We start from the raw sequence: 23033 nt of genomic DNA, 5'->3' as shown, positions 1-23033 counted from the left end.
GATCGCGAGGCTTGGTGTCATGACCGACACCGCCCGCCTCGACCAGGCCGAGACCGTCCCGCTGCACGACTCCGTCCCGCCAGGAGCCACCGAACCGATGCCCGCACAGCCGAACCAGACGCCCCCGACGTGGTCGTCGACGCCGCCCGCGAGCGCCGGATCCGGGTCGGGCACGGGCATGACCGCCGGTGCGTTCTACCGCGAGGCGTGGAAGCGCCTGCCGCGCGACTTCGGCTACATGGCCCTCACGGCGGTGCTGCTCTGCACGCTCTACGCGGCGTTCCCCGCTGCGGTCTTCGGCGGCGGCTTCCGCGACCTCTTCAACCCGTTCGTCCTGCTGATGTTCTTCATCGCGCTGTTCGTCGCGCGGTGGCTCGGCCAGTTCGAGAAGCTCCGCATCGGGTGGGCGGACAGCCGACCGATCCGACCGGTCGACTGGACACCCCGGTGGCAGCAGAACTGGTGGACGCGCACGGGCTCGGCCGTCGCCAACCCGCACTACTGGCTGTACCTGCTGCACGCGGCGGTCGTGTACCCGATCGCGGCGCTGTGCACGGTGGGGGCCGGCGCACTCCTCTTCGCCGGCTTCCTCTGGCCGATCGGCCTCGCCGGGGTCGCGTTCGTGAACGGCATGAGCGCGCAGTACTTCGGGTGGGACATGACGTCCGTCGTGGGCTTCGGGTTCCTCGGACTCCTGTCGATGGCCGCCTCGGTGGTGCTCTTCCCGCTGTGGGCCCGCGGTTCCGTGATCGCGCACTTCTGGATCGACTTCGGTCTGCTCGGCGGGTTCCGTGCGGAGCAGCTCGAGCGTCGGGTCGCCGGGCTCCAGGCCTCCCGTGCCGGTGCCGTCACCGCCGAGGGGCAGGCCCTGCGGCAGATCGAGCGGGACCTGCACGACGGGCCGCAGCAGCGACTCGTCCGCCTGCGCATGGACCTGTCCGCGGCCGAGCGCGCCTTCGACAAGGACCCGGCGAAGGCGAAGCAGCTCATCGGCGAAGCGTCGACGCACGCTCAGGACGCCCTCGACGAACTGCGGGCCCTGTCCCGCGGGTTCGCACCGCCCATCCTGCTCGACCGGGGACTCGTCGCCGCGCTCGAGGCCCTCGTCGCCCGGACCCCCATCCCCGTCGGGCTCGACGTCCGCCTGCCCGACGGGCTCGAACTCGCGACCGAGATCCAGCGCAACGTGTACTTCACGGTGAGCGAGCTGCTGACGAACACCACGAAGCACGCCGGTGCCTCGACCGCCGGGGTGTACCTCGGACTCGTGGTCGACGCCTCCGGACTCTGGTACCTCACGGTCAGCGTCACCGACGACGGCCGCGGTGGTGCCCGCCCGCAGGAGGGGCACGGCATCGAGGGGCTGATGGGTCGGATGCGCGCCCTCGACGGCGAGCTGACGGTCTCGAGCCCCGAGGGCGGTCCGACCGAGGCGACGGCACGGATCCCGCTCGGCGCTCTGAACGGCGTGCCCACGACGCGCTCGTGAGCCCCCGGGAGCGTCCGCGCTCCCACTAGGCTGGTCGGCATGAGCGACGGCCCGGATGCAGCACGCATCCGGGCCGTCGTCGTCGACGACGCCGTGCTCCTGCGCGAAGGACTCTCGCGCGTGCTCGACGAAGCGGGCATCGACGTCATCGGGCAGTACGCCGACGCCGACTCCTTCCTCGCCACGCTCCCCGACGGTGCTCCCGACGTCGTGGTGATGGACGTGCGGATGCCGCCGACCTTCACCGACGAGGGCGTCCGCGCCGCCGTCGAGACCCGGCGCCGGGCTCCGCGCACCGGGGTGCTCCTGCTGTCCCAGTACGTCGAGGCCACCTACGCCGAGGACGTCCTCGCGGCGGGTGCGACCGGCATCGGCTACCTGCTCAAGGACCGCGTCACCCGGCTCGAGGAGATCGACGACGCCGTCCGCCGCATCGCCGCCGGCGGCACCGTGCTCGACCCCGAGGTCGTCACCCAGCTCATGAGCCGCCGCCGTGACCCGCTCGCAGCGCTCACGCCGCGCGAGCGCGACGTCCTCGGGCTGATGGCCGAGGGGCGCACCAACGCCGCGATCGCCCGCGCGCTCGTGATCGGCACCGGCGCGGTCGAGAAGCACGTCTCGAGCATCTTCGGCAAGCTCGCGCTCGAGGACACGGGCGAGGACCACCGCCGAGTCCTCGCCGTGCTCGCCTACCTCGGGTGACGGTGCACCGGTGAACCGCGTCCCGGCGCCGCTCCTCGCCCTCGCGGCGATGGTGTCCGTGCAGCTCGGCGCCGCGATCGCGAAGACCCGGTTCGACGACGTCGGCTCGGTCGGCGCCGCCACACTGCGGCTCGTCATCGGGGCCGTCGTCCTCGCGCTCGTGGTCCGGCCGCGCGTCCGGCACTGGACCCGGCAGCAGTGGCTCGGTGCGATCGGCCTCGGACTGGCGCTCGGCGGGATGAACGTCTTCATCTACGTGGCGTTCGCGAGCATCCCGATCGGGGTCGCGGTGACGATCGAGTTCCTCGGCCCGCTCGCCCTCTCCCTCGTGCACACCCGGCGGTGGCGCGACGTGCTCTGGGCGGTGCTGGCGCTCGCCGGGGTCGTCCTGCTCGGGGTCGGTCCGGCGGCGGTGACCGCGGTCGGCGGTGTCGTGTTCGCCGTCCTCGCCGCGGTGTGCTGGGCGGGCTACATCGTCATGAACCGGCACGTGGGCGCCGCGATCCCCGGTGTGGACGGGCTCGCCGTGTCGATGCTCGTCGCGATGCTCGTGTCGCTGCCGTTCGGGCTCCGGTCGGCGGTCGACGGGGTCGTCCGTGAACCGGTGCTCCTCCTCGTGTTCGGCGGTGTCGCCGTGCTCTCGAGCGTCCTGCCCTACGCGCTCGAGATGCTCGCGCTCCGGCGGATGCCGACCCGTGTCTTCGGGGTGCTGCAGAGCCTCGGGCCGGCGATCGCGGCCCTCGCGGGCCTGCTGATCCTGCACGAAGGGCTCGCGCTGCTCGAGGTCGTCGCCCTCGCGTGCGTCACCGCCGCGAGCGTGGGCGTGACGCTGTCCGCGCGTCGTGATCGGGGCGGTCGAACGGGAGGCGCGGATCCCGTTCCGTGAGTCCGGAACGTGTACCGCGCCTCCGGGAAGACCGTCTACTCGTCGCGGAGGAAGTCCGCGTACGTGGGTTCCGTGTGTTCACCCGTCAGCAACGCCGGGTCGTTGACCCGTCGTTCGACGTAAGCCGCGATGACCTCGGGTGGGGTGAGCACGTGGGCGACCCAGGACGGCACCTCGCTCTTCTTCATGGTGCCTCCTCCCAGTGTCAGCACTCGGACCGAATGTCTCGATCAGTGAGTTACTTGCTGTACCGGTGTTCCGTAAACGATCCTCGCCATGTCCGGGCAAGTCAATGCGGCGGTGCGTTCTGCGGACTGCGCCGCGTCGCATCCGCGCGCAGGGTGCGGTGCTTCACCGCGGACCGCCACACCCACGCGTTCGCCTGCTGCCCGAACTGCGCCCACTCGACGAGGACGGCGTCGCGGGTCCAGCTCTTCGCGAAGGCCTTCACGCGGACGTGGAACGTGGGGAACTGGATCCACGCCCAGACCGGCACGGGGGTGACGGCGTGGCAGGCGTCCGGACCGCGGGCGTCCTCGGAGAGGGAGTAGGCGCGCGGACGCTCGACCTCCGGGTGTTCCGGGGGCTGCCACCGGTTCTCGCGACGCCGTCCCACGAGAGTATTCGAACGTGTGTTCGAACCGGCGTCAAGTCGGCCGCGCTGCCCGTGCGCACGCGGCGCCCAGGATCGGCGTGTCGACAGGCGTACGAGCAGTGTGCGAGGTTCCGCGCACCGTGCGGCGGTCGCGACGTCGCACGGCGGGCGGAACCTCGCACACTGTCCCGCGGGTCGGAGGGGTCAGGGGTGCGCGCGGCCCGTCGACTCGCGCACGCTGAGCGTCAGCGACGGCCCTGGACGCGACGGCAGCGGCGAGCCGGTGTCGATCTGCTCGCGGAGGAGCGTCGCCGCCCGCTGCCCGAGCTCGACCGTGTCACGCGTGAGCGAGGTGATCGACGGCCGCACGAGCCGGACCATCGCCGAGTCGTCGAACGACACGATCGAGACGTCCCCCGGCACGTTCACCCCCATCTCGCTGGCCACGCCCAGTCCGGCGACCGCGAGCACGTCGTTGTCGTACACGATCGCGGTGGGGCGGACGCCCTGCGAGAGCAGGGACCTGGTCGCGCTCGCCCCGGCCTCGGCGGAGTAGTCGGTCGGGATCGACACGGCGTCCTCGAGCCCCTCGGCCGCGGTGAACTCGCGGAGGCGGTCGATCCGCATCGCCGTGTGCTCGAACTCCGGTCGTCCGGCGACGTGCGCGATCCGCCGGTGCCCGAGCGCGTGCAGGTACCGCAGCACGGTGTCGGTCGCGTCGGAGTCGTCGATCCAGACCGTCGGTGCCGCGGGCTCGGCCGAGGGGTGCGACCCGACGACGACGGTGGGCATCCCGAGCTCGGTGAGCAGCGTGAGCCGGTCGTCGTCGCGGCGGGGGTCGATCACGATCACGCCGTCGACCCGGTGTCCGCGCCACCAGTCCCGGTAGGTCTGGAGCTCCTCGGCGGCGTCCCGCGCGACGAGGAGGTTCATGCCGACGTGACTGCCGGCGAGCCCGAGCTGGATGCCCGAGATGAGGTCGCCGAAGAACGACTCGGTGCCGAGCGTCCGGGCCGGCCGGTTCAGCACGAAGCCGATCGACCCGGCCTTCGCACCGCCCAGGGCGCGTGCGGCGGTGTGCGGCTGCCAGTCGAGTTCGCGGGCGATGGCCTGCACCCGCGCGCGGGTCTCGTCGGACACGCCGGGGCGGTCGTTGAGCGCGAACGAGACGGCGCTGATGGACACGCCGGCTTGTGCGGCGATGTCGGCGATCGTCGTGCGACGGTTCTGGGCCACGGGGTTGACTATAACGCTTTAGTCGGAAATCATCGCTCCATTCACACGGATCGGTGACGGGGACTGAACCGGTTCAGCACGACGCGCACCACGACGAAGGAGTCACGAGCGATGAAGAACACCACACGCAGGACGACGGGACGCGCCCTCGCGGTCCTCGCCGGAGCGGCCGTCACGGCCCTCGCGCTGACCGCCTGCTCGAGCGGCAGCAGCGCCGGCAGCGGCGGCGGGAGCGGCAAGGTCGACGGATCCATCACCCTGCAGACCTGGGCGCTGACCCCGACCTACACGGACTACCTCAACGGCGTGATCAAGGACTTCGAGGCGAAGTACCCGGACGCGAAGGTGAAGCTCGTCGACCAGCCCGGCGACGGCTACGCCGACAAGGTCCTCAGCCAGGCGTCGTCGAACTCCCTGCCCGACGTGATCAACCTGCCGCCGGACATCGCCCTGCCCCTCGCCAAGCGCGGCTTCCTGCAGGACGTCGCGAAGGACGACTCGAAGCTCTCGAGCACGTACGTCAAGGGTGCGCTCGCTGCCTACAACTACAAGGGCGTCGACGGCACCTTCGGCTACCCGTGGTACCTCAACACCGACGTCGACTACTGGAACAAGACGATGTTCGAGCAGTGCGGCCTCGACCCGGCGAACCCGCCGAAGACGACCGACGAGCTGTTCGCGCAGGCCGAGACCATGCACCAGAAGTGCCCGGACGACTACCTGATGAGCCGCAAGCCCGGCCTGTCGGACTTCTCGCTCGCCGGCGTCAAGATCATCAACGACCAGGGCACGAAGTTCACCTTCGCGAACTCGTCGAAGGCGGCCGACCTCATCGCGAAGTACGCGAAGGCCTACAAGGAGGGCCTGATGCCCTCGTCCGTCCTGAACACCGACTACCTCGGCAACTCCACCCTGTTCACGCAGGGCAAGGTCGCCTGGACCACCGGTGGCGCCACCGCGATCAGCGACTTCGAGAAGAACAACCCGTCGCTCAAGGGCAACATCGTCGTGTCGTCGGCCCTCGACAACCCGCCGCTGTACGTGCAGGGCCTCAGCGTCAGCGCCAAGAGCAAGCACATCGCCACGGCCGAGGCGCTCGCCGCGTTCATGACGAACGCGAAGAACCAGGAGGCCTTCGCGCACCTGGTCAACATCTTCCCGTCGACCACCTCGTCGCAGTCCGACCCGTACTTCTCGAAGGACGACGGCACCGTCGAGGCCAAGGCCCGCGTGCTCGCCAACGACGCCCTGAAGACGGCGAAGAACCTCAACCCGGTCGAGGCGAACTCGGCGATGACGGACTTCCTCGACCAGCAGATCGCGCTGGCGATGAAGGGCGGCACGACGCCGGAGCAGGCGCTGCAGACCGCCCAGACCAAGATGAACAGCCTGCTGGCGAACAGCTGATGCGCGCCAACCGCTGGTTCACGCCCTGGCTGCTCGTCCTGCCGGCGCTCGTCTGGTTGCTCGCGTTCAGTCTCTGGCCGTCGATCAACACCGTCCGGCTGTCGTTCACCAACGCCAGCCCGCTCGGGGGCGTGAGCCAGTGGGTGGGCCTCGAGAACTTCGAGACGCTGCTCGCCGACCCGCAGGTGTGGGAGGCGCTCCTCAACAGCGTCATCTACATGGCGGTGTGCCTGCCGCTGCTGACGGTGCTCCCGCTGCTCATGGCGGTGCTCGTCGAGCGGAAGCTCCCCGGCATCGCGTTCTTCCGGACCGCGTACTACACGCCGGTGATCGCCAGCGCCGTCGTCGTCGGGCTCATCTGGAACTGGATCCTCGACGACCGCGGGGTCATCAACGAGATGGCGCAGTCCCTCGGGATCGTGCAGAGCTCCATCCCGTTCCTCACCGACCGGTGGCTGCTCGTCTTCAGCGCGATCAGCCTGACGGTCTGGAAGGGCCTCGGGTACTACATGATCATCTTCCTGGCGGCCCTCGGGAACGTCGGCAAGGACCTGCACGAAGCCGCGGCCCTCGACGGCGCCGGCTCCGTCCGCCGGTTCTGGTCCGTGACCATGCCCGGTGTCCGGGGGACCATGACCCTCGTCGGCATCCTCGTGTGCGTGAGCGCGCTCCGGGTGTTCAGCGAGCTCTACATCCTCACCAACGGCACCGGCGGACCGGGCGGGCAGGACAACTCGCTCGTCATGCTCATCCAGCAGTACGCCCGCGGCTTCACCGGCAACCTCGGCTACGCGTCCGCCCTGAGCCTCCTGCTCTTCGTCGTGACGCTCATCCCGATGCTCGCCCTCGCCCGGATGAACAGCAAGGCGGACAAGTGACCAACACGACCTCGACCACCGAACCCGTCCTCGGGGGCGCCGCCGGCGCGGCCGCACCCACGCCGGACGTGACCGGCGCGACCGACGGGAGCCGCGCCTCCCGGCCGAACGGACGCAACGGGCGCGACGGACGCGACGGACGCAAGCGGCGCCGCGCCGCGTGGGGCGTCATGTCCACCCGCGAGAAGGTGCTCCGCTACGTCCTGCTCGTCGTGGTCCTCTTCGTCACGATCGGGCCGTTCCTCTGGCAGCTGTCGACCTCGCTCAAGGGCACGGGGGAGGACATCTACACGGCGAACCCGTCCTTCATCCCGACGCAGCCGACCTTCGGCAACTACCTGCGGGTGGGCGAGGCGATCCCCGTGTTCGGGTACATCGGCAACTCCCTCGTCGTCGCCGCGATCGACGTGCTCGGCAACATCGTGTTCGCGACCCTCGCGGGCTTCGCGCTCGCCCGGCTGCAGTGGCGCTTCCGAAAGGCCGTGCTCGGGCTCTTCCTGGCCACCCTGGTGCTCCCGGGCGAGGCGACGATCATCTCCCAGTTCGTCACCGTGAAGGACCTCGGCCTCGCCGACTCCCTCGTCGGCGTCGCCCTGCCCGGCATGATCGCGGCGCTCAACGTCCTGCTCATGTTCAACGCGTTCCGGCAGATCCCCGAGGAGATCGACCAGGCAGCCGTGATGGACGGCGCGAACGCCCTGCAGCGGCTCCGGTACATCTCGCTGCCCGCCGTGCAGGGGACCATCGCCGTCATCGCGATCTTCTCGTTCATCGGCGCGTGGGACGACTTCCTCTGGCCGCTCATCGTGCTGCAGTCGCCGGACAAGCTGACGCTGACCGTCGGGCTGCAGTACCTGCAGGGCACCTTCGCGACCGACCAGCGCATGATCGCGGCCGGCACGATGATCGCGTTCATCCCGATCGCGGTGATCTTCGCGATCCTGCAGCGGTTCTTCTTCAAGGGCGTCGAAGAGGGCGGGGTGAAGGGCTGATGCGCTTCGGCGTCAACCACACCCCCTCGGTGGGCTGGTTCCACTCGTGGCTCGACTTCTCGCCGTCGGACACGGCGCGGGACATGGAGCAGATCGCGTCGCTCGGCGCGGACCACGTGCGGATCTTCCCGCTCTGGCCGGTCGTGCAGCCGAACCGGACGCTCATCCGGCGGTCGGCGCTCCGGGACGTCGCGACGGTCGTCGACATCGCGGGCTCGTTCGGGCTCGACGTCAACGTCGACGCGCTGCAGGGGCACCTGTCGAGCTTCGACTTCGTGCCCTCGTGGCTCGAGAGCTGGCACCGCCGGAACATGTTCACCGACCCGGACGTGGTCGCGTCGACGGCGGCCTACGTCGAGGCGCTCGCCGCGTCCGTCGCCGACAAGCCGAACCTGCTCGGGATCACCATCGGCAACGAGGTGAACCAGTTCGCGCACGCGCCGCACCCGACACCGCACGACATCACGGCGGAGCAGGGGCACGCGTGGGCGGCCGCGATGGTCGCGGCAGCGCGGGCCGGGCTGTCGAGTCCGGTCGGCCTGGAGGCGCGGCTCGGCTCGGAGCCGTCCGCCCGCCCCGGCACCGGGTCGCGTCCACGGCCCCTGGTCACCGTCGCGCAGTACGACGCGGCCTGGTACGACGACGCCCAGCCGTTCGGCCCCGAACACGCGGCCGACCACGGCGACGCGACCGTCACGCACTCGTGGGTGTTCAACGGCTCGGCGACCCTGCACGGCGCACTCGGGGCCGGCTCGGTCCGCCACGGCGAGTACCTGCTGCAGCTCGCGAGCGCGTGGAACCGCGAACCGGAGCGCCCGAACTGGCTGCAGGAGGTGGGCGCCCCGACGAACGTGGTCGACCCCGCCGACGCCGCCGCGTTCACCGAGCAGACGATCCGGCACGTGCTCGACGCGCAGCACGTGCTCGGCGTCACGTGGTGGTGCTCGCACGACGTCTCGCGGTCGCTCGCGGACTTCCCGGAGCTCGAGTACGACCTCGGCCTCTTCACGAACGACGGTCGGCTGAAGCGGGCGGGGGAGGCCTTCGCCGCCCTCGCCCGCGAGCACGGCACCCGCGGCCGGGCCGACACGACCGGTGCCGTGTCCGGGCCGCCGGCCACCGCCCTCGTGCTGGACGACGTGCTCGCGGACGGCACCGCACGCGGCGGGCTCCGGTCCGACTGTGCGCCGGGCGGCCGGTTCGCCGCCGCCTGGCTCGACCTCGCCTCGACGGCCTCGGACGGACGCGGCCCCCAGGTGGTCCTGCGCTCGCGGGTCGACGACCATGCGCTGCTCGCCGCGCGGGGCATCACCCGGTGCGTCGACGTCCCCGAGGACACCGCCACCGAGCTCCTGTCGGTGGCCCACCCGGCCACGATGGCCTGAGCCGCACACCCCACACGCCCCGCACACCCCGCATGTCCAGCACCACCGCACGACAGGAAGGTCTCCATGCACGACGACATCCCCCTCAGCACCGGCCGGGCTCGACGCGTCCTCGATGAACGCATCCTGCCGGCGGTGCACGCCACCGCGACGCCGCTCGAGACCGCGTGGCACGAGCTGCCGGGGGAGCCGATCCCGCCCGCGGCCGGGCTCGCGCTCGAGTTCACGCCGTACGAGGTGGGCACGACGTGGGGTGCCGCGTGGGGGACGACCTGGTTCCGGCTGCGGGGGACCGTGCCGGACGAGTGGGCCGGCAGGCGCGTGGAGGCCGTCGTCGACCTCGGCTTCGACAAGAACATGCCCGGGTTCCAGTGCGAGGGACTCGTCTACCGCGCGGACGGCACGCCCGTGAAGTCGATCAACCCCCGCAACCAGTGGGTGCTCGTCGCGGAGGAGGCCGTCGGCGGCGAGACCGTCGAGCTCTTCGTCGAGGCGGCGTCGAACCCCGTCCTGCTCGACTACCACCCCTTCCTGCCGACGCAGGAGGGCGACGTCCAGACCTCGTCGTCGACGCGCCTCTACACGAGTCGCCGGATGGACCTCGCCGTCTTCGAGTCCGAGGTGCACGAACTCGCGCTCGACATCGACGTCCTGCTCGAACTGCAGGCCGAGCTCCCGGAGGGGCCGCGGCGGATGCGGATCCTGCAGGCCCTCGACGACGCCCTCGACCGGCTCGACCTGCAGCACATCGCCGCGACCGCCCCCGAGGCCCGAGCGGCCCTCGCGGACGTCCTCGCCGCGCCCGCCGAGGCCTCGGCCCACACGATCTCCGCCGTCGGGCACGCGCACATCGACTCCGCCTGGCTCTGGCCGGTCCGCGAGACGATCCGCAAGGTCGCCCGCACCACCTCGACGATGACCGAGCTCATCGACCAGACCGACGACTTCCTGTACGGCATGTCGAGCGCGCAGCAGTACGCGTGGATCAAGGAGCACCGGCCCGAGGTCTACGCCCGGGTCAAGGCCGCCGTGGCGGCCGGACGCTTCCTGCCGATCGGCGGCATGTGGGTCGAGTCCGACACCGTGATGCCGACGGGCGAGAGCATCGTCCGCCAGTTCTCGCAGGGGCAGCGGTTCTTCGAGCGCGAGTTCGGGATCCGGCCGAAGGGCGTCTGGCTGCCGGACAGCTTCGGGTACTCCCCGGCGCTGCCGCAGCTCATGCGTCGCGCGGGCTTCGAGTGGTTCTTCACGCAGAAGATCTCGTGGAACCAGGTGAACAAGTTCCCGCACCACACGTTCCTGTGGGAGGGCATCGACGGGTCGCGGGTGTTCTCGCACTTCCCGTCGATGGACACGTACAACTCGCGGCTGTCCGGCAGCGAGGTCGCGAAGGCCTCCCGGCAGTTCCGCGAGAACCGGCTCGCCTCGGGGTCGATCGCGCCGGTCGGCTGGGGCGACGGCGGCGGCGGTACGACCCGCGAGATGACCGGCACGGCGAAGCGCCTCGCCGACCTCGAGGGGAGCGCGAAGGTCCGCTGGGAGCACCCGGACACGTTCTTCGACCGGGCGAAGTCCGAGCTGACCGACCCGCCGGTGTGGGTGGGGGAGCTCTACCTCGAGCTGCACCGTGCGACCCTGACCAGCCAGCACGGCACGAAGCAGGGCAACCGCCGTTCCGAGCAGCTCCTCATCGAGGCCGAGCTCTGGGCCACGACCGCCGCATCCCGGACCGAGTTCGAGTACCCGTACGACGAGCTCGACGCGCTCTGGCAGCAGGTCCTGCTCCAGCAGTTCCACGACATCCTGCCGGGGACCTCGATCGCGTGGGTGCACCGCGAAGCGGTCGCGAAGTACGCCGAGACGGACCGCGCCCTGACCGCGATCATCGACCAGGCGCTGTCGGCGCTCGCCGGTACCGGGGACGCGGCCGTCGTCGTGAACCCGGCCCCGTTCCTCCAGGCCGGCGCACCCGCGCAGGGCGCGGTCCTGGCGACCGACGTGCCGGAGCCGGCCGCCGTGGCACTGACCGAGGAGGACGGCGGGTACGTGCTCACCAACGACCTCGTCCGGGTCGTGGTCGACGCGCAGGGGCTCGTGACCAGCGCCGTCGACCGGGCGACCGGGCGCGAGGCGATCGCTCCCGGGCAGGCGGCGAACCTGCTGCAGCTGCACCAGGACTTCCCGAACATGTGGGACGCGTGGGACGTCGACCGCTACTACCGGAACCGGGTCGAGGACCTCGTGTCGGTCACCGGGCTGCACGGTTCGGTCGACGCGGACGGCGGCGCGCGCGTCGTCGTCGAGCGGGCGTTCGGCGACTCGACGGTCCGGCAGGAGCTCGTGCTCGCGCCGGACTCCCGCACCCTGGAGTTCGACCAGACGACCGACTGGCACGAGACCGAGAAGTTCCTCAAGGTCGCGTTCCCGCTCGACGTCCGCGCCGAGCACACCGTCGCCGAGACGCAGTTCGGGGCGCAGAAGCGGGTGACGCACACGAACACCTCGTGGGAGGCCGCGAAGTTCGAGACCTCGATGCACCGCTACGTGCTCGTGTCCGAGCCGGGCTTCGGCGTCGCCCTCGTGAACGACTCGATCCACGGGTTCGACACCACGCGCGACGCCGTCGACGGGCACGTGACCACCACCGTGCGGCTCTCGCTGCTGCGGGCACCGCGGTTCCCCGACCCCGAGACCGACCAGGGCGTGCAGACGCACCGGTACGGGATCGTCATCGGCACCGACCAGCTCGGGGCGACGGCGGCCGGCGTGGTCATGAACGCCGCTGCGCGGGTGACCACCGGTGGGCACGGGTTCGACCCGCTCGTGCAGGTCTCCGGGGACGTCGTGCTGTCGAGCGTCAAGCTCGCCGACGACCGGTCCGGCGACCTGGTCGTGCGGGTGTACGAGCCGTCCGGGCGGCGGGGGACCGGCGGGATCGTGGTCGACGGCCCGTTCGGTCCGGGGGCGGAGGTCACCTTGCTCGAGGAGCCACTGGCCTCGGCCGGGACCGTCGACGCGTCCTCGTTCGCCGTCGACGCCTACGAGGTCCGCACCTTCCGCTTCCCACACAACTGAACGACCGACCCATTCAAGGAGGAATGTGATGAAGAAGACGATGAAGTTCGGCATCGTGGCGGCCATCGCCGCGATGGTGGCAGCACCACTCGTGCCGTCCGCGGCTTCGGCTGACCCGCCGCGAGCGACCGTGTCTGCGACCAGCGCGACGAAGTCCGGGCCCACGAGCATCGCGTACGTGGAGGTCAACAACGACCAGCTCGCGAACGTCGGCCGCTACCAGCTGGCGAACGGGGCGAACGCGTTCGACGTGGCGATCATCTTCGCCGCGAACATCAACTGGAACGGCTCGAAGGCCGTCCTGTACAACAACGACAAGGTGCAGGCGACGCTCGACGCCGCGGCGACGCAGATCAAGTCGCTGCAGGCCAAGGGCATCAAGGTCTCGCTGTCGATCCTCGGCAACCACCAGGGCGCCGGGATCGCCAACTTCCCGACCCAGGCCGCAGCCGCGGACTTCGCGTCCCAGGTCACCGCCACGGTCACGAAGTACGGCCTCGACGGGGTCGACCTCGACGACGAGTACTCGGACTACGGCGCGAACGGCACGCCGCAGCCGAACCAGCAGTCGATCGGCTGGCTCATCACCGCGCTCCGTGCCCAGATGCCCGGCAAGCTCATCTCGTTCTACGACATCGGCCCGGCGTCCTCGTCGCTCTCGTCGTCGAGCAGCACGATCGGCTCGAAGCTCGACTACGCCTGGAACCCGTACTACGGCACCTACTCGGCGCCGTCGATCCCGGGCCTCGGGAAGGCGAAGCTGTCCGCCGCCGCGGTCGACATCCAGAACACGGCGCAGTCCACCGCAGTGTCGCTCGCACAGCGCACGAAGGCCGACGGGTACGGCGTCTTCATGACGTACAACCTGCCGGACGGTGACGTCGCGTCGTACGTGTCGTCGATGACGCAGGTGCTCTACGGGCAGGCCGCGACGTACCACTGACGTCGCGTCCGGCGCGGCGGCTCGCGCCCCGCGTCTCCTCGGCACGGTCCAGGAGGCGCGGGGCGCGTCCGTCCCATCCCTCGCCTCCCGTCGCTGGAGCAGGATCTGCACGTGCGCGCTGACCGTTCTGGTTCGCGGAACCCGGGAACCGTGAACCGGAACGGTCACGAACGCGGCCGAACCCGCCCGTCCGCGTGCGGCGCGCCGTACGATCGCGACGTGGAGCTCCAGTTCACCGGCGAGGTCATCGAGTGGCGCGGTCCGGCGCCGTTCTTCTACGCCGTCGTGCCACCGGACGCCGCCGAGGTGATCCACGACCTCGCGCCGATGCTCACCTACGGCTGGGGCGTGATCCCCGCCCGCGTGACGATCGGGTCGGTGACCTGGACGACCTCGCTCTTCCCGAAGGACGGCGGGTACCTCGTGCCGCTCCGGGCGGCGGAACGTCGTCGCGCGGGTGTCGAGCTGGGCGACGAACCGGCGATCACCCTCGAGCTCGCGGGTCCCTGACGCCCGCGCACGGTGGCCGGGCGGGTCACCAGCGGCGTCGGAGTTCGGCCGCGATCAGGTCGGTCCTCGTGCTCGTGCCCGGAGACGCCTGCTCGCCGAGGGCGCGACGGAAGGCGCGTTCGCGGGCCGTGACGGCTCGGAGGGCACGACGTTCGGCGTGCCGGAGGCTCCAGCGGACGAGCGCTGTGCCGAGCCGGTTGGTCAGGACCTCGACCGGCGAGACCGGCGGGACCGGGAGCGTGCGGGGCTGGTAGGTGGTCACGGTGTCGGCTCCTCGTCGATGATCGGGACGCTGCGGACCTGGGCGAACACGCGACGGACGCCCTCGGGCAGATCGGCCGCCTGCCCGCGGATGGCGCGGTACCGCTCGATGACGGCCTCGAACTCCCGCCACATCGCGCCGTACTCGTCGGGAGTGAGCGCGACGTAGGTCGACGACCCCGAGACGCCACGCCAGTCGGCCGGGACGGTGTCGGGGTCGCGGGTGGTCCACTCACGCACCAGGTCGTTCTCGGCGTCCATGACGGCGAGGCTCGCGAGCTGCGTCGCCGTCTGCTGCGCGGGGGAGGCCGGGCCCTCGTCGGGGCTGCCGATGCTGATCCGGCCGGCGGTGCGTTCCCACCAGCGCTCGCGGGCGTTGCCGCGGTCGGGGAGCTCGTGCACGAACCCGTGGCGCTCGAGCTGCCGGAGGTGGTAGCTCGTCGAGCCGCTCGACTCGCCCAGCTTCGCGCCGAGCGACGTCGCGGTCGAGGGGCCGTTCTGGGAGAGCAGGTCGAGCAGGCGCGCCCGGAGCGGGTGCGCCAGCGCCTTGAGGGCGGCGACGTCGAGGATGCGGGTCTCGTCGGTCATCGCTCCACCGTACACCGCAAAGACATGTTTGCAAACAGTCCGTTGCAAACATGTCTTTGCCGATGGCCCATGCCCGGCAGTGTGGACGGGAAGGGGGAATTCCCCCCGGATGGGTCACAAGTGGGCCGTAGTGAGGACAAGTTTGTACCCCATTCGTGGTCTGTCGGCGGAACGGTCCGTGCACTGGGATGGAGGGGCTCGTACGTCTGCTCACCCGAAGGAGCACGCATGACCGTCTCGGTTCCCCGACGCATCGTCGTCTCGACGCCAGCGCGTTCGGTTTCCCGCGCCGCCCTCCGGCCGCTCCCTGCGTCCACGACGCGGTGGCTGCTCCGCGCGGCGTTCGCGCTGCCCTACGTGACGGTGGCACTGCTCACCGTCGGCGCCGCGACGACTCCGCAGCTCGCGGCCACCGGCAACCAGGCCACCCTGGACCGGGCGACCGCCGCGCTCGACGGAGGAGTGGTCCAGGCGATCGGCCAGCTCTACCCACTGCTCTCCGGCGTCCTGCTGCGGTTCCTGCCGTTCGGCGTGCACGGCGCCGCGGTGCTCGGGGGTGTCGCGGCAGGTGTCTTCCTCCAGGTCCTCGCACAGGCGATGCTCCGGCGCGGTGTCCGGATGCGCAAGGTCGTCGTGTTCACCATCGCGCTCGGGGCGAACCCCCTCTACGCGTTCGTGGCACTGAACGACCTGCAGGCCTTCCTCGGCATCGCGCTCTTCGCCGTCGCGCTGACGGACATGGTGCGGTTCTCCTCCTACGGCGACACGCAGGCGGGCTTCCGGGCCGGGCTGTCGCTCATGCTCTCGACGCTGCTCGACCCGATGGGACTCGTCTACGTCGTCGTCGCAGCCGTGACGGTCCCGCTGCTCGAGGTGGCCCGGCAGGGGCAGCACGGGCTCCGGCGCGCGAACACGATGGTCCTCGTCTTCCCGAGCGTCGCGGTCCTCGGCTCCGTGGCCGTCCTCGACCTGCTCGTCCTGCGGGATCCGTTCGCGGCCCTCCGGCGCACCGTGAGCCTCGACCCCCAGCGTCTGGCGGTCCTGGACCACCTCTTCACCTCGTTCGACGGGCTCCTGCTCGGTGCCATGGTGCTGGCCGGGTGCCTGCTCGCCCTCCTCGTGCACCGCCCGGGGGCGATCGCGATCGTGTTCGTCCTGTTCGCCGGGATCCTCGCCGGGTACGCGATCGGCCTGATCCCGGCTGCGACCGCTGGCAACACCTTCGTGACGATGCTCGCGGTCGCGGTGGCGATCCTGCCCCGAGCGACGACCCGGACCACGAGCGTGCTGATCACCGTGCTCGCGGCGCTGCAGATCCCGCTCGCCTGGGCAGCGGCGTTCCAGCGCGAGGTCGTCCTCGAGTGGATGCACGTCCTCGTCGCGGCGGTGGCCTCGTGACCGCGCTCGTGCCGACCGACGCTCCCACGGCGGCCCCGCGTCACCGCGGCGCGGACACCGACTGGCGACCCGTCCACCGGTGCTCGGTCCGTCGGCACGTCGACGAGGGCTGGGTCGCCTCGGCCCGGGTCCGTGACGGCGTGCTCGTGCTCACCAGCGGTCGGTCGGACCCCGACGTGCTGCGGGCGGCGCTGACCGAGGAGTTCGGCGAGCCCGTCGTGCTCCGGACCGTCGACGAGTCCGTCGTCCGCCAGCGCATCATGTGGGAGCTGGACGACGAGCTCGCGGACATCGCCGCGCACGACCTCGCCCGCACGAACCCGGCGATGTCGGCACGCACGGTGCTGTCGCGCGGACAGCAGGTCGGCGGTGCCGCGGCCCTGCTGGTGTTCGTCCTCTGCCTCGTCCTCGCCCCGGGCACCACGGCCGCGATCGCGACGGCGGTCCTCTCGCTCGGCTTCCTCGCCGGGATCGTCTTCAAGTTCTGGGTGTCGATGGTCGGGGCGCGGTTCGACCTCGTCGAGCAGGTGTCGGCCGCGGACATCGAGGCGCTCGACGAATCGACCCTGCCGACGTACACCGTGCTCGTGCCCGTCTTCCGCGAGGCGAACATCGTGCACGACCTGGTGCGCAACCTCGAAGTGCTCGACTGGCCGAAGGACCGGCTCGAGGTCCTCGTGCTCGTGGAGGCCGAGGACCACGAGACCCGCCAGGCCGTCCTCGACGCGAGCCCGCCGCCGTGGATGCGCGTCGTCATCGTCCCGCCGGGCTCGCCGCAGACGAAGCCCCGCGCGTGCAACGTCGGCCTCGCCATTGCGCGCGGCGAGTACGTGGTGATCTACGACGCCGAGGACCGTCCCGACCCGGACCAGCTCAAGAAGGTCTTCGTGTCGTTCGGCCGCGCCGGTGCCGACACCGTGTGCGTGCAGGCCGCCCTGAGCTACTTCAACGCCGACGAGAACGCCCTCACCCGGATGTTCACACTCGAGTACTCGTACTGGTTCGACTACATGCTCGCCGGGCTGGACGCCCGGAACCTCCCGATCCCGCTCGGGGGCACCTCGAACCACTTCCGCACCGAGCTCCTGCGCGAGCTCGGTGGCTGGGACCCCTACAACGTCACCGAGGACGCCGACCTCGGGATCCGTGCGTCCGCCGTGGGCTACCGAGTGTCCGTCGTCAACTCCACGACCATGGAGGAGGCGAACACGTCGATCCCGAACTTCGTGCGGCAGCGGTCGCGGTGGATCAAGGGCTACATGCAGACCGCCCTCGTGCACGCCCGCCGACCCCGCGCGCTCGTCCGGGAGATCGGGGTGCGCCGCGCCGCCGCGTTCACGCTGCTCATCGCGGGGACGCCGCTGACGTTCCTCGGGATGCTGCCCGGGATCGTCGTCACCATCGCGACGTTCGTGCTCCCGAGCTCGTGGACGGCGCCGGTGTTCCCGACGCCCGTGCTCTGGCTCTGCGTGCTCGACTTCCTGCTCGGCAACGCGACGATGATCTACCTGACCATGATGGGGCCGTACAAGCGTGCGCGCTTCGACCTGATGGGGTGGGCGCTGCTCAACCCGTTCTACTGGGTCCTGCACTCGATCGCGGCGTACAAGGGCCTCTGGCAGCTGATCACGCGCCCGCACTACTGGGAGAAGACCGAGCACGGACTCACGAAGACGACCTGAGCCGGACGGGAACCGGAGGGGATGACGGGAATCGAACCCGCGTGGCCAGTTTGGAAGACTGGGGCTCTACCATTGAGCTACATCCCCGCGCCTACGCACCAGGCGCAGCCCGACCATCGTAGCGGACGAACGAGCACCGACATGTCACCACGTACCGTGTCGTCCCGGGTCGCGCTCCCGCCGAGCGACCGGGACGCCCGGCGGATCAAGCGCTCGCGCGTGCTCTCCTACGTGCTGGTGGTCCTCGCCGCGATCGTCCTCTCGTTGCGGCCGGAGCTGTTCGGGGACCCGCAGACCCAGCCCGCGCACGCGCTCCTGCACGCCTGGCGCATCGTCGCCGGCATCCTGCTCGCGGTGGCCGCGCTCGGCGTGCAGGTCGTCGTCGGCGTGCGGTGGCGGACGGGCCTGCGACGACGCGCGCAGGACGACGCCGAAGACGGCTCCGAACCTGCCGGGAACCGCGCGCCCGGGGACCGCTAGACTCATCGGCGTCGCATGCGCCCCACCGGCGTGCGCGGACACCCCTGGCCCAGTCAAACGGGGCGTAGCTCAGCTTGGTAGAGCGCCCGCTTTGGGAGCGGGAGGTCGCAGGTTCAAATCCTGTCGCCCCGACCAGGACCACACGAACGTCAACCAACAGGAGAACATCCCTTGGCCACCAGCACCGTCGACAAGGTGAGCGACACCCGCGTCAAGCTCACCGTGAACGTGACGCCGGAAGATCTCAAGCCGAGCATCGACCACGCGTACAAGCACATCGCCGAGCAGATCAACATCCCCGGCTTCCGCAAGGGCAAGGTCCCGCCGGCGATCGTCGACCAGCGCGTCGGCCGCGGCGAGGTCCTGAACCACGCCGTCGGCGACGCCATCGACAACTTCTACCGCCAGGCGGTGGAGGAGCAGGAGCTGCGCATCCTCGGTCGTGCCGAGGCCGACGTCGCCGAGCTCCCGAACGTCAAGGACTTCACGGGCGACCTCGTCCTCACCTTCGAGGTGGACGTCCGCCCCGAGTTCGACCTGCCGGAGTACGACAAGTACGAGCTCACCGTCGACGCGGTCGAGGTCTCGGACGACGAGATCGAAGAGGAGCTGCAGAACCTGCGCACCCGCTTCGGCACGCTCGTCACGGTCGACCGCCCGGCGACGACGGGTGACTTCGCCCAGATCGACCTCACCGCCACCATCGGCGACGACGAGGTCGACTCGGCCACCGGCGTCTCCTACGAGATCGGCTCCGGCGACCTGCTCGAGGGCATCGACGAGGCGCTCGAGTCCCTCACCGCCGGCGAGTCCACCACCTTCGAGTCGAAGCTCGTCGGTGGCGACCGCGAAGGCGAGATCGCCCAGATCGCCGTGACCGTCACCGCCGTCAAGGAGCGCGAGCTCCCCGAGGCCGACGACGAGTTCGCGCAGATCGCCAGCCAGTTCGACACGATCGACGAGCTCAAGGCGGACCTCAAGGAGCAGATCGCGAAGTCCAAGACCTTCGGTCAGGGCGCCGCGGCTCGCGACAAGCTCGTCGAGAAGCTCATCGAGGACGTCGACATCCCGATCTCGGAGCAGCTCATCGAGGACGAGGTGCACCGCCACCTCGAGCAGGAGAACCGCCTCGAGGACGACGAGCACCGCAAGGAGGTCTCCGAGTCCAGCGAGAAGGCCTTCCGCTCGCAGATCCTCCTCGACTCGATCGCCGAGAAGGAAGCGATCCAGGTCTCGCAGGAGGAGCTCACGCAGTACCTCCTCCAGGCCGCTGCGCAGTACGGCATGGAGCCGGGCGAGTTCATCAAGGTCATCGACCAGAACGGGCAGATCCCGGGCATGGTCGGCGAGGTCGCGCGCTCGAAGGCCGTCGCGACCGTCCTCTCCAAGGTGACCGTCAAGGACACCAACGGTGACGACGTCGACCTCTCCGCCTTCACGGCGGGGGTCGCGCAGACGCCTGCGGAGGACGCCGAGTAACGATCTCGACGCCACCAGCACGACGGACGGGAGGCGCGGTGCCAGCTGGCACCGCGCCTCCCGTCCGTATTTCGGCACCACCGCATTGCCGACAGCGAACAGACGAGAAGTGGTGCGTTGCACCCGATAAGTTCGACAACAAGCGACAACTGAACGGGAGCTTTTCCATGGCCGAAGCGACACTGAACCCCAGTGTTTTTGACCGCCTTCTGAGAGACCGGATCGTGTGGCTCGGCTCCGAGGTCCGCGACGACAACTCGAACGAGATCGCAGCCAAGCTGCTGATGCTCGCCGCCGAGGACCCTGAGAAGGACATCTACCTCTACATCAACTCGCCCGGTGGCTCGATCACCGCCGGTATGGCGATCTACGACACGATGCAGTTCGTGCCGAACGACATCGTCACGGTGGGCATCGGCCTCGCCGCCTCGATGGGGCAGTTCCTGCTCTCGTCGGGCACCCCGGGCAAGCGCTACATCACCCCGAACGCGCGTGTGCTCCTGCACCAGCCGTCGGGTGGGTTCGGTGGTACGGCCGCCGACATCCAGACGCAGGCGAAGGTCATCCTCGACATGAAGCAGCGGATGGCCGAGCTCACGGCGGAGCAGACCGGCAAGTCGATCGAGCAGATCCTCAAGGACAACGACCGCGACAACTGGTTCACGGCGCAGGAAGCCCTCGAGTACGGCTTCGTCGACCACCTCCGTGCATCGTCGACCGAGGTCATCGGCGGTGGTGGCACCGTCGGCGACGGCGAGACCCCCACCGACGCGGCCGAGCCCGACGCCCAGTCCTGACCCCACCCACCGAAGAAAAGGAAACGAGAATGCATCTCCCCATGCTCGGTGGCGCGCAGAACGTCCCGGCCCCCACTGATCGGTACATCCTGCCGAGCTTCGAAGAGCGCACGGCCTACGGCTACAAGCGGCAGGACCCGTACGCGAAGCTGTTCGAGGACCGCATCGTGTTCCTCGGCGTCCAGGTCGACGACGCGTCGGCCGACGACGTCATGGCCCAGCTGCTCGTGCTCGAGTCGATGGACCCGGACCGCGACATCGTGATGTACATCAACTCGCCCGGTGGCTCGTTCACCGCGATGACGGCGATCTACGACACGATGCAGTACATCCGTCCGCAGATCCAGACGGTCTGCCTCGGTCAGGCTGCCTCGGCGGCGTCGGTGCTCCTCGCTGCCGGTACCCCCGGCAAGCGTCTGGCGCTCCCGAACGCCCGCGTGCTCATCCACCAGCCGGCGGTCCAGCAGGGCGGCGGTCAGGCCTCCGACATCGAGATCCAGGCAGCGGAGATCCTCCGCATGCGCACCTGGCTCGAGGAGACCCTGTCGAAGCACTCGAACCGCACGCCGGAGCAGGTCAACAACGACATCGAGCGCGACAAGATCATGTCCGCCGAAGAGGCGCTCGAGTACGGCCTGATCGACCAGGTCCTCACGAGCCGCAAGAACCTGCCGGCGCTCGTCAAGTAGTACCGGCGACCCGCACGACGAAGGCCCCGCACCGATCGGTGCGGGGCCTTCGTCGTGCCGTGGTGCCGTCAGTCGTCGGTGGTGTCGTCGGCCGCGGGGGCGGGGCGACGACGCAGGAGCAGCAGGAGCGCGACGACGAGCCCGACGAGCACGACGCCGCCGGCACCGATCCAGAGGGCGTCGGACGTCGTGGAGTCGGTGTCGCCCGAGGCGGTGCCCGTGGTGTCGGCACTGGCACTCGCCGCGCTGCCGACCGTGGCGCAGACGGGCGGGGTGGACGAGCCCTTCGACGGTGTGAACCCCGCGGGGGCGTCCCACGTGAAGCGGTACTCGTCGGACACGGTGTGCCCGTCGGCGGAGACGATCTGCCACTCGACGGTGTACTTCCCCGAGGCGCCGAGTGCCGCCTTCGTGGTCATCGAGGGGCCGTCCACGTCGAGGCAGCCGTCCTCGTAGTACTTCCCGTCGGGGCCGACGATCCGGTAGGCGAAGCCCGAGTTCGTGTCGTCGATGTCGAGCAGCTTGTCGTTCGTCGTGATCTCGAAGGCCTTCGGCAGCGCGGTCAGCGTGCCGTCGACCTTCGGGGTCGAGGCGATCATGTAGTTGTGCGCGCTGGCGGGGCCGGCCAGGCCGAGGACCGCACCGCTCGCGATGGCGAGGGTGGCGGCGACACCGGCACCGCGCCTCCAGGCCCGCCGGAGGCGCGGTGACCGCTCCGTCGACGTGACGCGCTCCGTCGACGTGTCGCGCCTCGTCGACGTGTCGCGCTCCGTCACTTGGAGGCGCTCCGACGGCGGGTGCCGGCGACGGCGACGACCAGGGCGGCTGCGCCGAGCACCAGGCCGCCGAGGCCGAGGAAGCGTCCGACGAGGTCAGGGTCGGCGGGCGTGGACTCCGCTGCCGCTGCGGCCGTGGGGGTGGCGGCGACCGGGTCACCGTCGTCGTCGGTGGCCCCGGCCGCGGTCAGCGTGATCGAGGGCGCGGGGTGCTCGGGCTCGGCTTCTCCGGCCTTCTGCTCCTGGTTCCACTCGACCGAGCCCTTCTCGCAGGTCTGCAGGGCCGGGAACTCGACGAGGTCGCCGGGCTTGCCGTCCGGGAGCGAGAAGGACAGCGCGAAGGTGTCGCGCTCGTCGGCGGGGAGCGGGGTCTTCGCCGTGTAGGTGACGCTCGTGACGCGTTCGCCCGCGTCCTCGGCGGACTCGTCGTCCGCGGAGGCCGGCGGGCTCGTGTACGGCGCCGTGGCCTTCGTGATCGTCCAGTTCGGGTTGACGGTCGGCGTGACCTCGATGACGGACTCCGGCACCTGGAACTCGATCTTCGTCGTGGGGGAGCCGTCGCAGCCGTGCGGGACGGAGAAGGTGGCGGTCGTGTACGAGTTCGCCGCGGTCGAGGTGGCCGTCGCCGAGACGTGGGCGCTGGCGACACCCGCGGTGCCGAGGACGATCGCAGCGGTGACGCCGAGGGTCGCGGTGCCGACGACGGCGAGGCGCTTGGACATGGGGTTCCTTCCGGGACTGCGGGTTCTCCGACCCGCGACTGCGGTTCTACAACTTGTAGAGAA

The 23033-nt window shown here is 70.3% G+C and carries 23 protein-coding genes and 2 tRNA genes; 17 read left to right on the top strand and 8 right to left on the bottom strand.

The genetic code is table 11. From position 1 onward, the window contains the following. Positions 1-19: 19 nt before the first annotated feature. From ACEN8D_RS06060 to ACEN8D_RS06050, 3 genes are read left to right on the top strand one after another with little or no spacing between them, the layout of a single operon-like run. On the top strand, positions 20-1489 hold the full coding sequence (locus ACEN8D_RS06060) for a sensor histidine kinase (RefSeq protein WP_413398433.1): 1470 nt from the start codon (positions 20-22) through the stop codon (positions 1487-1489). A gap of 39 nt (positions 1490-1528) precedes the next feature. Next, positions 1529-2191, top strand: coding sequence for a response regulator transcription factor (locus ACEN8D_RS06055; RefSeq protein WP_070416588.1), 663 nt, complete (start codon positions 1529-1531; stop codon positions 2189-2191). Positions 2192-2201: 10 nt separating this feature from the next. Further along, positions 2202-3077 carry an EamA family transporter gene (locus tag ACEN8D_RS06050; RefSeq protein ID WP_309779010.1) on the top strand — a complete coding sequence of 292 codons (876 nt, stop codon included), beginning with the start codon at positions 2202-2204 and terminating at the stop codon, positions 3075-3077. A 35-nt stretch (positions 3078-3112) separates the two neighbouring features. Here the strand turns inward: ACEN8D_RS06050 and ACEN8D_RS06045 are convergent, their stop codons facing one another. The 3 genes from ACEN8D_RS06045 to ACEN8D_RS06035 form a co-directional block, all read right to left on the bottom strand. Continuing rightward, the gene (locus tag ACEN8D_RS06045) at positions 3113-3265 is read right to left on the bottom strand and encodes a hypothetical protein (protein WP_156794738.1); all 153 of its coding nucleotides are present in this window, start codon (positions 3263-3265) and stop codon (positions 3113-3115) included. Positions 3266-3366: 101 nt separating this feature from the next. Beyond that, positions 3367-3693, bottom strand: coding sequence for a hypothetical protein (locus ACEN8D_RS06040; RefSeq protein ID WP_413398434.1), 327 nt, complete (start codon positions 3691-3693; stop codon positions 3367-3369). A gap of 183 nt (positions 3694-3876) precedes the next feature. Next, positions 3877-4908: a LacI family DNA-binding transcriptional regulator gene (locus tag ACEN8D_RS06035; RefSeq protein WP_413398435.1), complete on the bottom strand. Its 1032-nt coding sequence runs from the start codon at positions 4906-4908 to the stop codon at positions 3877-3879. A gap of 111 nt (positions 4909-5019) precedes the next feature. Between ACEN8D_RS06035 and ACEN8D_RS06030 the strand changes: the two genes are divergently transcribed. The 7 genes from ACEN8D_RS06030 to ACEN8D_RS06000 all read left to right on the top strand — a co-directional run bounded on the left by ACEN8D_RS06030 (position 5020) and on the right by ACEN8D_RS06000 (position 14098). Further along, entirely contained in the window at positions 5020-6315 is a 1296-nt protein-coding gene (locus tag ACEN8D_RS06030; protein ID WP_229085072.1) for an ABC transporter substrate-binding protein, read from the top strand. Then, positions 6315-7193, top strand: coding sequence for a carbohydrate ABC transporter permease (locus tag ACEN8D_RS06025; RefSeq protein WP_071295894.1), 879 nt, complete (start codon positions 6315-6317; stop codon positions 7191-7193). Before ACEN8D_RS06030 ends, ACEN8D_RS06025 begins: the two co-directional genes overlap by 1 nt. Beyond that, on the top strand, positions 7190-8185 hold the full coding sequence (locus ACEN8D_RS06020) for a carbohydrate ABC transporter permease (protein WP_413398436.1): 996 nt from the start codon (positions 7190-7192) through the stop codon (positions 8183-8185). The genes ACEN8D_RS06025 and ACEN8D_RS06020 overlap by 4 nt, the downstream gene beginning before the upstream one ends. Then, positions 8185-9570 carry a glycoside hydrolase 5 family protein gene (locus ACEN8D_RS06015; RefSeq protein WP_413461267.1) on the top strand — a complete coding sequence of 462 codons (1386 nt, stop codon included), beginning with the start codon at positions 8185-8187 and terminating at the stop codon, positions 9568-9570. The genes ACEN8D_RS06020 and ACEN8D_RS06015 overlap by 1 nt, the downstream gene beginning before the upstream one ends. Before the next feature lie 66 nt (positions 9571-9636). Further along, entirely contained in the window at positions 9637-12645 is a 3009-nt protein-coding gene (locus ACEN8D_RS06010) for an alpha-mannosidase (protein ID WP_413398626.1), read from the top strand. A gap of 28 nt (positions 12646-12673) precedes the next feature. Next, positions 12674-13588: an endo-beta-N-acetylglucosaminidase H gene (locus tag ACEN8D_RS06005; RefSeq protein ID WP_413398625.1), complete on the top strand. Its 915-nt coding sequence runs from the start codon at positions 12674-12676 to the stop codon at positions 13586-13588. A 219-nt stretch (positions 13589-13807) separates the two neighbouring features. Next, positions 13808-14098 carry a DUF1905 domain-containing protein gene (locus tag ACEN8D_RS06000; protein WP_070416579.1) on the top strand — a complete coding sequence of 97 codons (291 nt, stop codon included), beginning with the start codon at positions 13808-13810 and terminating at the stop codon, positions 14096-14098. Between the two features lie 25 nt (positions 14099-14123). Here the strand turns inward: ACEN8D_RS06000 and ACEN8D_RS05995 are convergent, their stop codons facing one another. Beyond that, on the bottom strand, positions 14124-14360 hold the full coding sequence (locus ACEN8D_RS05995; protein ID WP_309888710.1) for a hypothetical protein: 237 nt from the start codon (positions 14358-14360) through the stop codon (positions 14124-14126). Beyond that, positions 14357-14947 (bottom strand): ArsR/SmtB family transcription factor, encoded by a 591-nt coding sequence (locus ACEN8D_RS05990; protein ID WP_071295888.1) that lies wholly within the window; start codon positions 14945-14947, stop codon positions 14357-14359. The genes ACEN8D_RS05995 and ACEN8D_RS05990 overlap by 4 nt, the downstream gene beginning before the upstream one ends. A 228-nt stretch (positions 14948-15175) precedes the next feature. Here ACEN8D_RS05990 and ACEN8D_RS05985 point away from each other — a divergent pair, with 228 nt between their 5' ends. Continuing rightward, positions 15176-16345, top strand: a complete 1170-nt coding sequence (locus ACEN8D_RS05985) for a hypothetical protein (protein ID WP_309779021.1) — start codon at positions 15176-15178, stop codon at positions 16343-16345. Then, on the top strand, positions 16342-18027 hold the full coding sequence (locus ACEN8D_RS05980) for a glycosyltransferase (RefSeq protein ID WP_413398624.1): 1686 nt from the start codon (positions 16342-16344) through the stop codon (positions 18025-18027). Before ACEN8D_RS05985 ends, ACEN8D_RS05980 begins: the two co-directional genes overlap by 4 nt. Positions 18028-18043: 16 nt before the next feature. Here the strand turns inward: ACEN8D_RS05980 and ACEN8D_RS05975 are convergent. Then, a tRNA-Gly gene (locus ACEN8D_RS05975) sits at positions 18044-18114 on the bottom strand. Positions 18115-18168: 54 nt separating this feature from the next. Between ACEN8D_RS05975 and ACEN8D_RS05970 the strand changes: the two genes are divergently transcribed. The 5 genes from ACEN8D_RS05970 to ACEN8D_RS05950 all read left to right on the top strand — a co-directional run bounded on the left by ACEN8D_RS05970 (position 18169) and on the right by ACEN8D_RS05950 (position 21472). Then, positions 18169-18507 (top strand): hypothetical protein, encoded by a 339-nt coding sequence (locus ACEN8D_RS05970; protein ID WP_413398623.1) that lies wholly within the window; start codon positions 18169-18171, stop codon positions 18505-18507. Between the two features lie 58 nt (positions 18508-18565). Next, positions 18566-18642, top strand: a tRNA-Pro gene (locus ACEN8D_RS05965). Positions 18643-18678: 36 nt separating this feature from the next. Next, positions 18679-19986, top strand: a complete 1308-nt coding sequence (gene tig, locus ACEN8D_RS05960) for a trigger factor (protein ID WP_413398622.1) — start codon at positions 18679-18681, stop codon at positions 19984-19986. 167 nt (positions 19987-20153) lie between these two features. Then, positions 20154-20783 carry an ATP-dependent Clp protease proteolytic subunit gene (locus ACEN8D_RS05955; RefSeq protein WP_070416573.1) on the top strand — a complete coding sequence of 210 codons (630 nt, stop codon included), beginning with the start codon at positions 20154-20156 and terminating at the stop codon, positions 20781-20783. A gap of 29 nt (positions 20784-20812) precedes the next feature. Beyond that, positions 20813-21472, top strand: coding sequence for an ATP-dependent Clp protease proteolytic subunit (locus ACEN8D_RS05950; RefSeq protein ID WP_070416572.1), 660 nt, complete (start codon positions 20813-20815; stop codon positions 21470-21472). A 68-nt stretch (positions 21473-21540) separates the two neighbouring features. Here ACEN8D_RS05950 and ACEN8D_RS05945 read toward each other — a convergent pair whose 3' ends face one another. Continuing rightward, positions 21541-22248 (bottom strand): copper resistance CopC family protein, encoded by a 708-nt coding sequence (locus tag ACEN8D_RS05945; RefSeq protein ID WP_413398621.1) that lies wholly within the window; start codon positions 22246-22248, stop codon positions 21541-21543. After that, positions 22245-22970, bottom strand: coding sequence for a YcnI family copper-binding membrane protein (locus tag ACEN8D_RS05940; protein WP_413461269.1), 726 nt, complete (start codon positions 22968-22970; stop codon positions 22245-22247). The genes ACEN8D_RS05945 and ACEN8D_RS05940 overlap by 4 nt, the downstream gene beginning before the upstream one ends. Between the last annotated feature and the right edge of the window lie 63 nt (positions 22971-23033).

This window comes from Curtobacterium sp. Curtsp22 (assembly GCF_059492135.1).
The sequence above is the reverse complement of the archived record's forward strand: the minus strand, read 5'-3'. Positions and strand labels throughout refer to the sequence as shown.

Coding starts and splice junctions, on each gene's coding strand:
- ACEN8D_RS06060 (WP_413398433.1), top strand. CDS start 20: ATGACCGACACCGCCCGCCTCGACCAGGCCGAGACCGTCCCGCTGCAC.
- ACEN8D_RS06055 (WP_070416588.1), top strand. CDS start 1,529: ATGAGCGACGGCCCGGATGCAGCACGCATCCGGGCCGTCGTCGTCGAC.
- ACEN8D_RS06045 (WP_156794738.1), bottom strand. CDS start 3,265: ATGAAGAAGAGCGAGGTGCCGTCCTGGGTCGCCCACGTGCTCACCCCA.
- ACEN8D_RS06030 (WP_229085072.1), top strand. CDS start 5,020: ATGAAGAACACCACACGCAGGACGACGGGACGCGCCCTCGCGGTCCTC.
- ACEN8D_RS06025 (WP_071295894.1), top strand. CDS start 6,315: ATGCGCGCCAACCGCTGGTTCACGCCCTGGCTGCTCGTCCTGCCGGCG.
- ACEN8D_RS06015 (WP_413461267.1), top strand. CDS start 8,185: ATGCGCTTCGGCGTCAACCACACCCCCTCGGTGGGCTGGTTCCACTCG.
- ACEN8D_RS06010 (WP_413398626.1), top strand. CDS start 9,637: ATGCACGACGACATCCCCCTCAGCACCGGCCGGGCTCGACGCGTCCTC.
- ACEN8D_RS06005 (WP_413398625.1), top strand. CDS start 12,674: ATGAAGAAGACGATGAAGTTCGGCATCGTGGCGGCCATCGCCGCGATG.
- ACEN8D_RS05990 (WP_071295888.1), bottom strand. CDS start 14,947: ATGACCGACGAGACCCGCATCCTCGACGTCGCCGCCCTCAAGGCGCTG.
- ACEN8D_RS05985 (WP_309779021.1), top strand. CDS start 15,176: ATGACCGTCTCGGTTCCCCGACGCATCGTCGTCTCGACGCCAGCGCGT.
- ACEN8D_RS05970 (WP_413398623.1), top strand. CDS start 18,169: ATGTCACCACGTACCGTGTCGTCCCGGGTCGCGCTCCCGCCGAGCGAC.
- ACEN8D_RS05955 (WP_070416573.1), top strand. CDS start 20,154: ATGGCCGAAGCGACACTGAACCCCAGTGTTTTTGACCGCCTTCTGAGA.
- ACEN8D_RS05950 (WP_070416572.1), top strand. CDS start 20,813: ATGCATCTCCCCATGCTCGGTGGCGCGCAGAACGTCCCGGCCCCCACT.
- ACEN8D_RS05940 (WP_413461269.1), bottom strand. CDS start 22,970: ATGTCCAAGCGCCTCGCCGTCGTCGGCACCGCGACCCTCGGCGTCACC.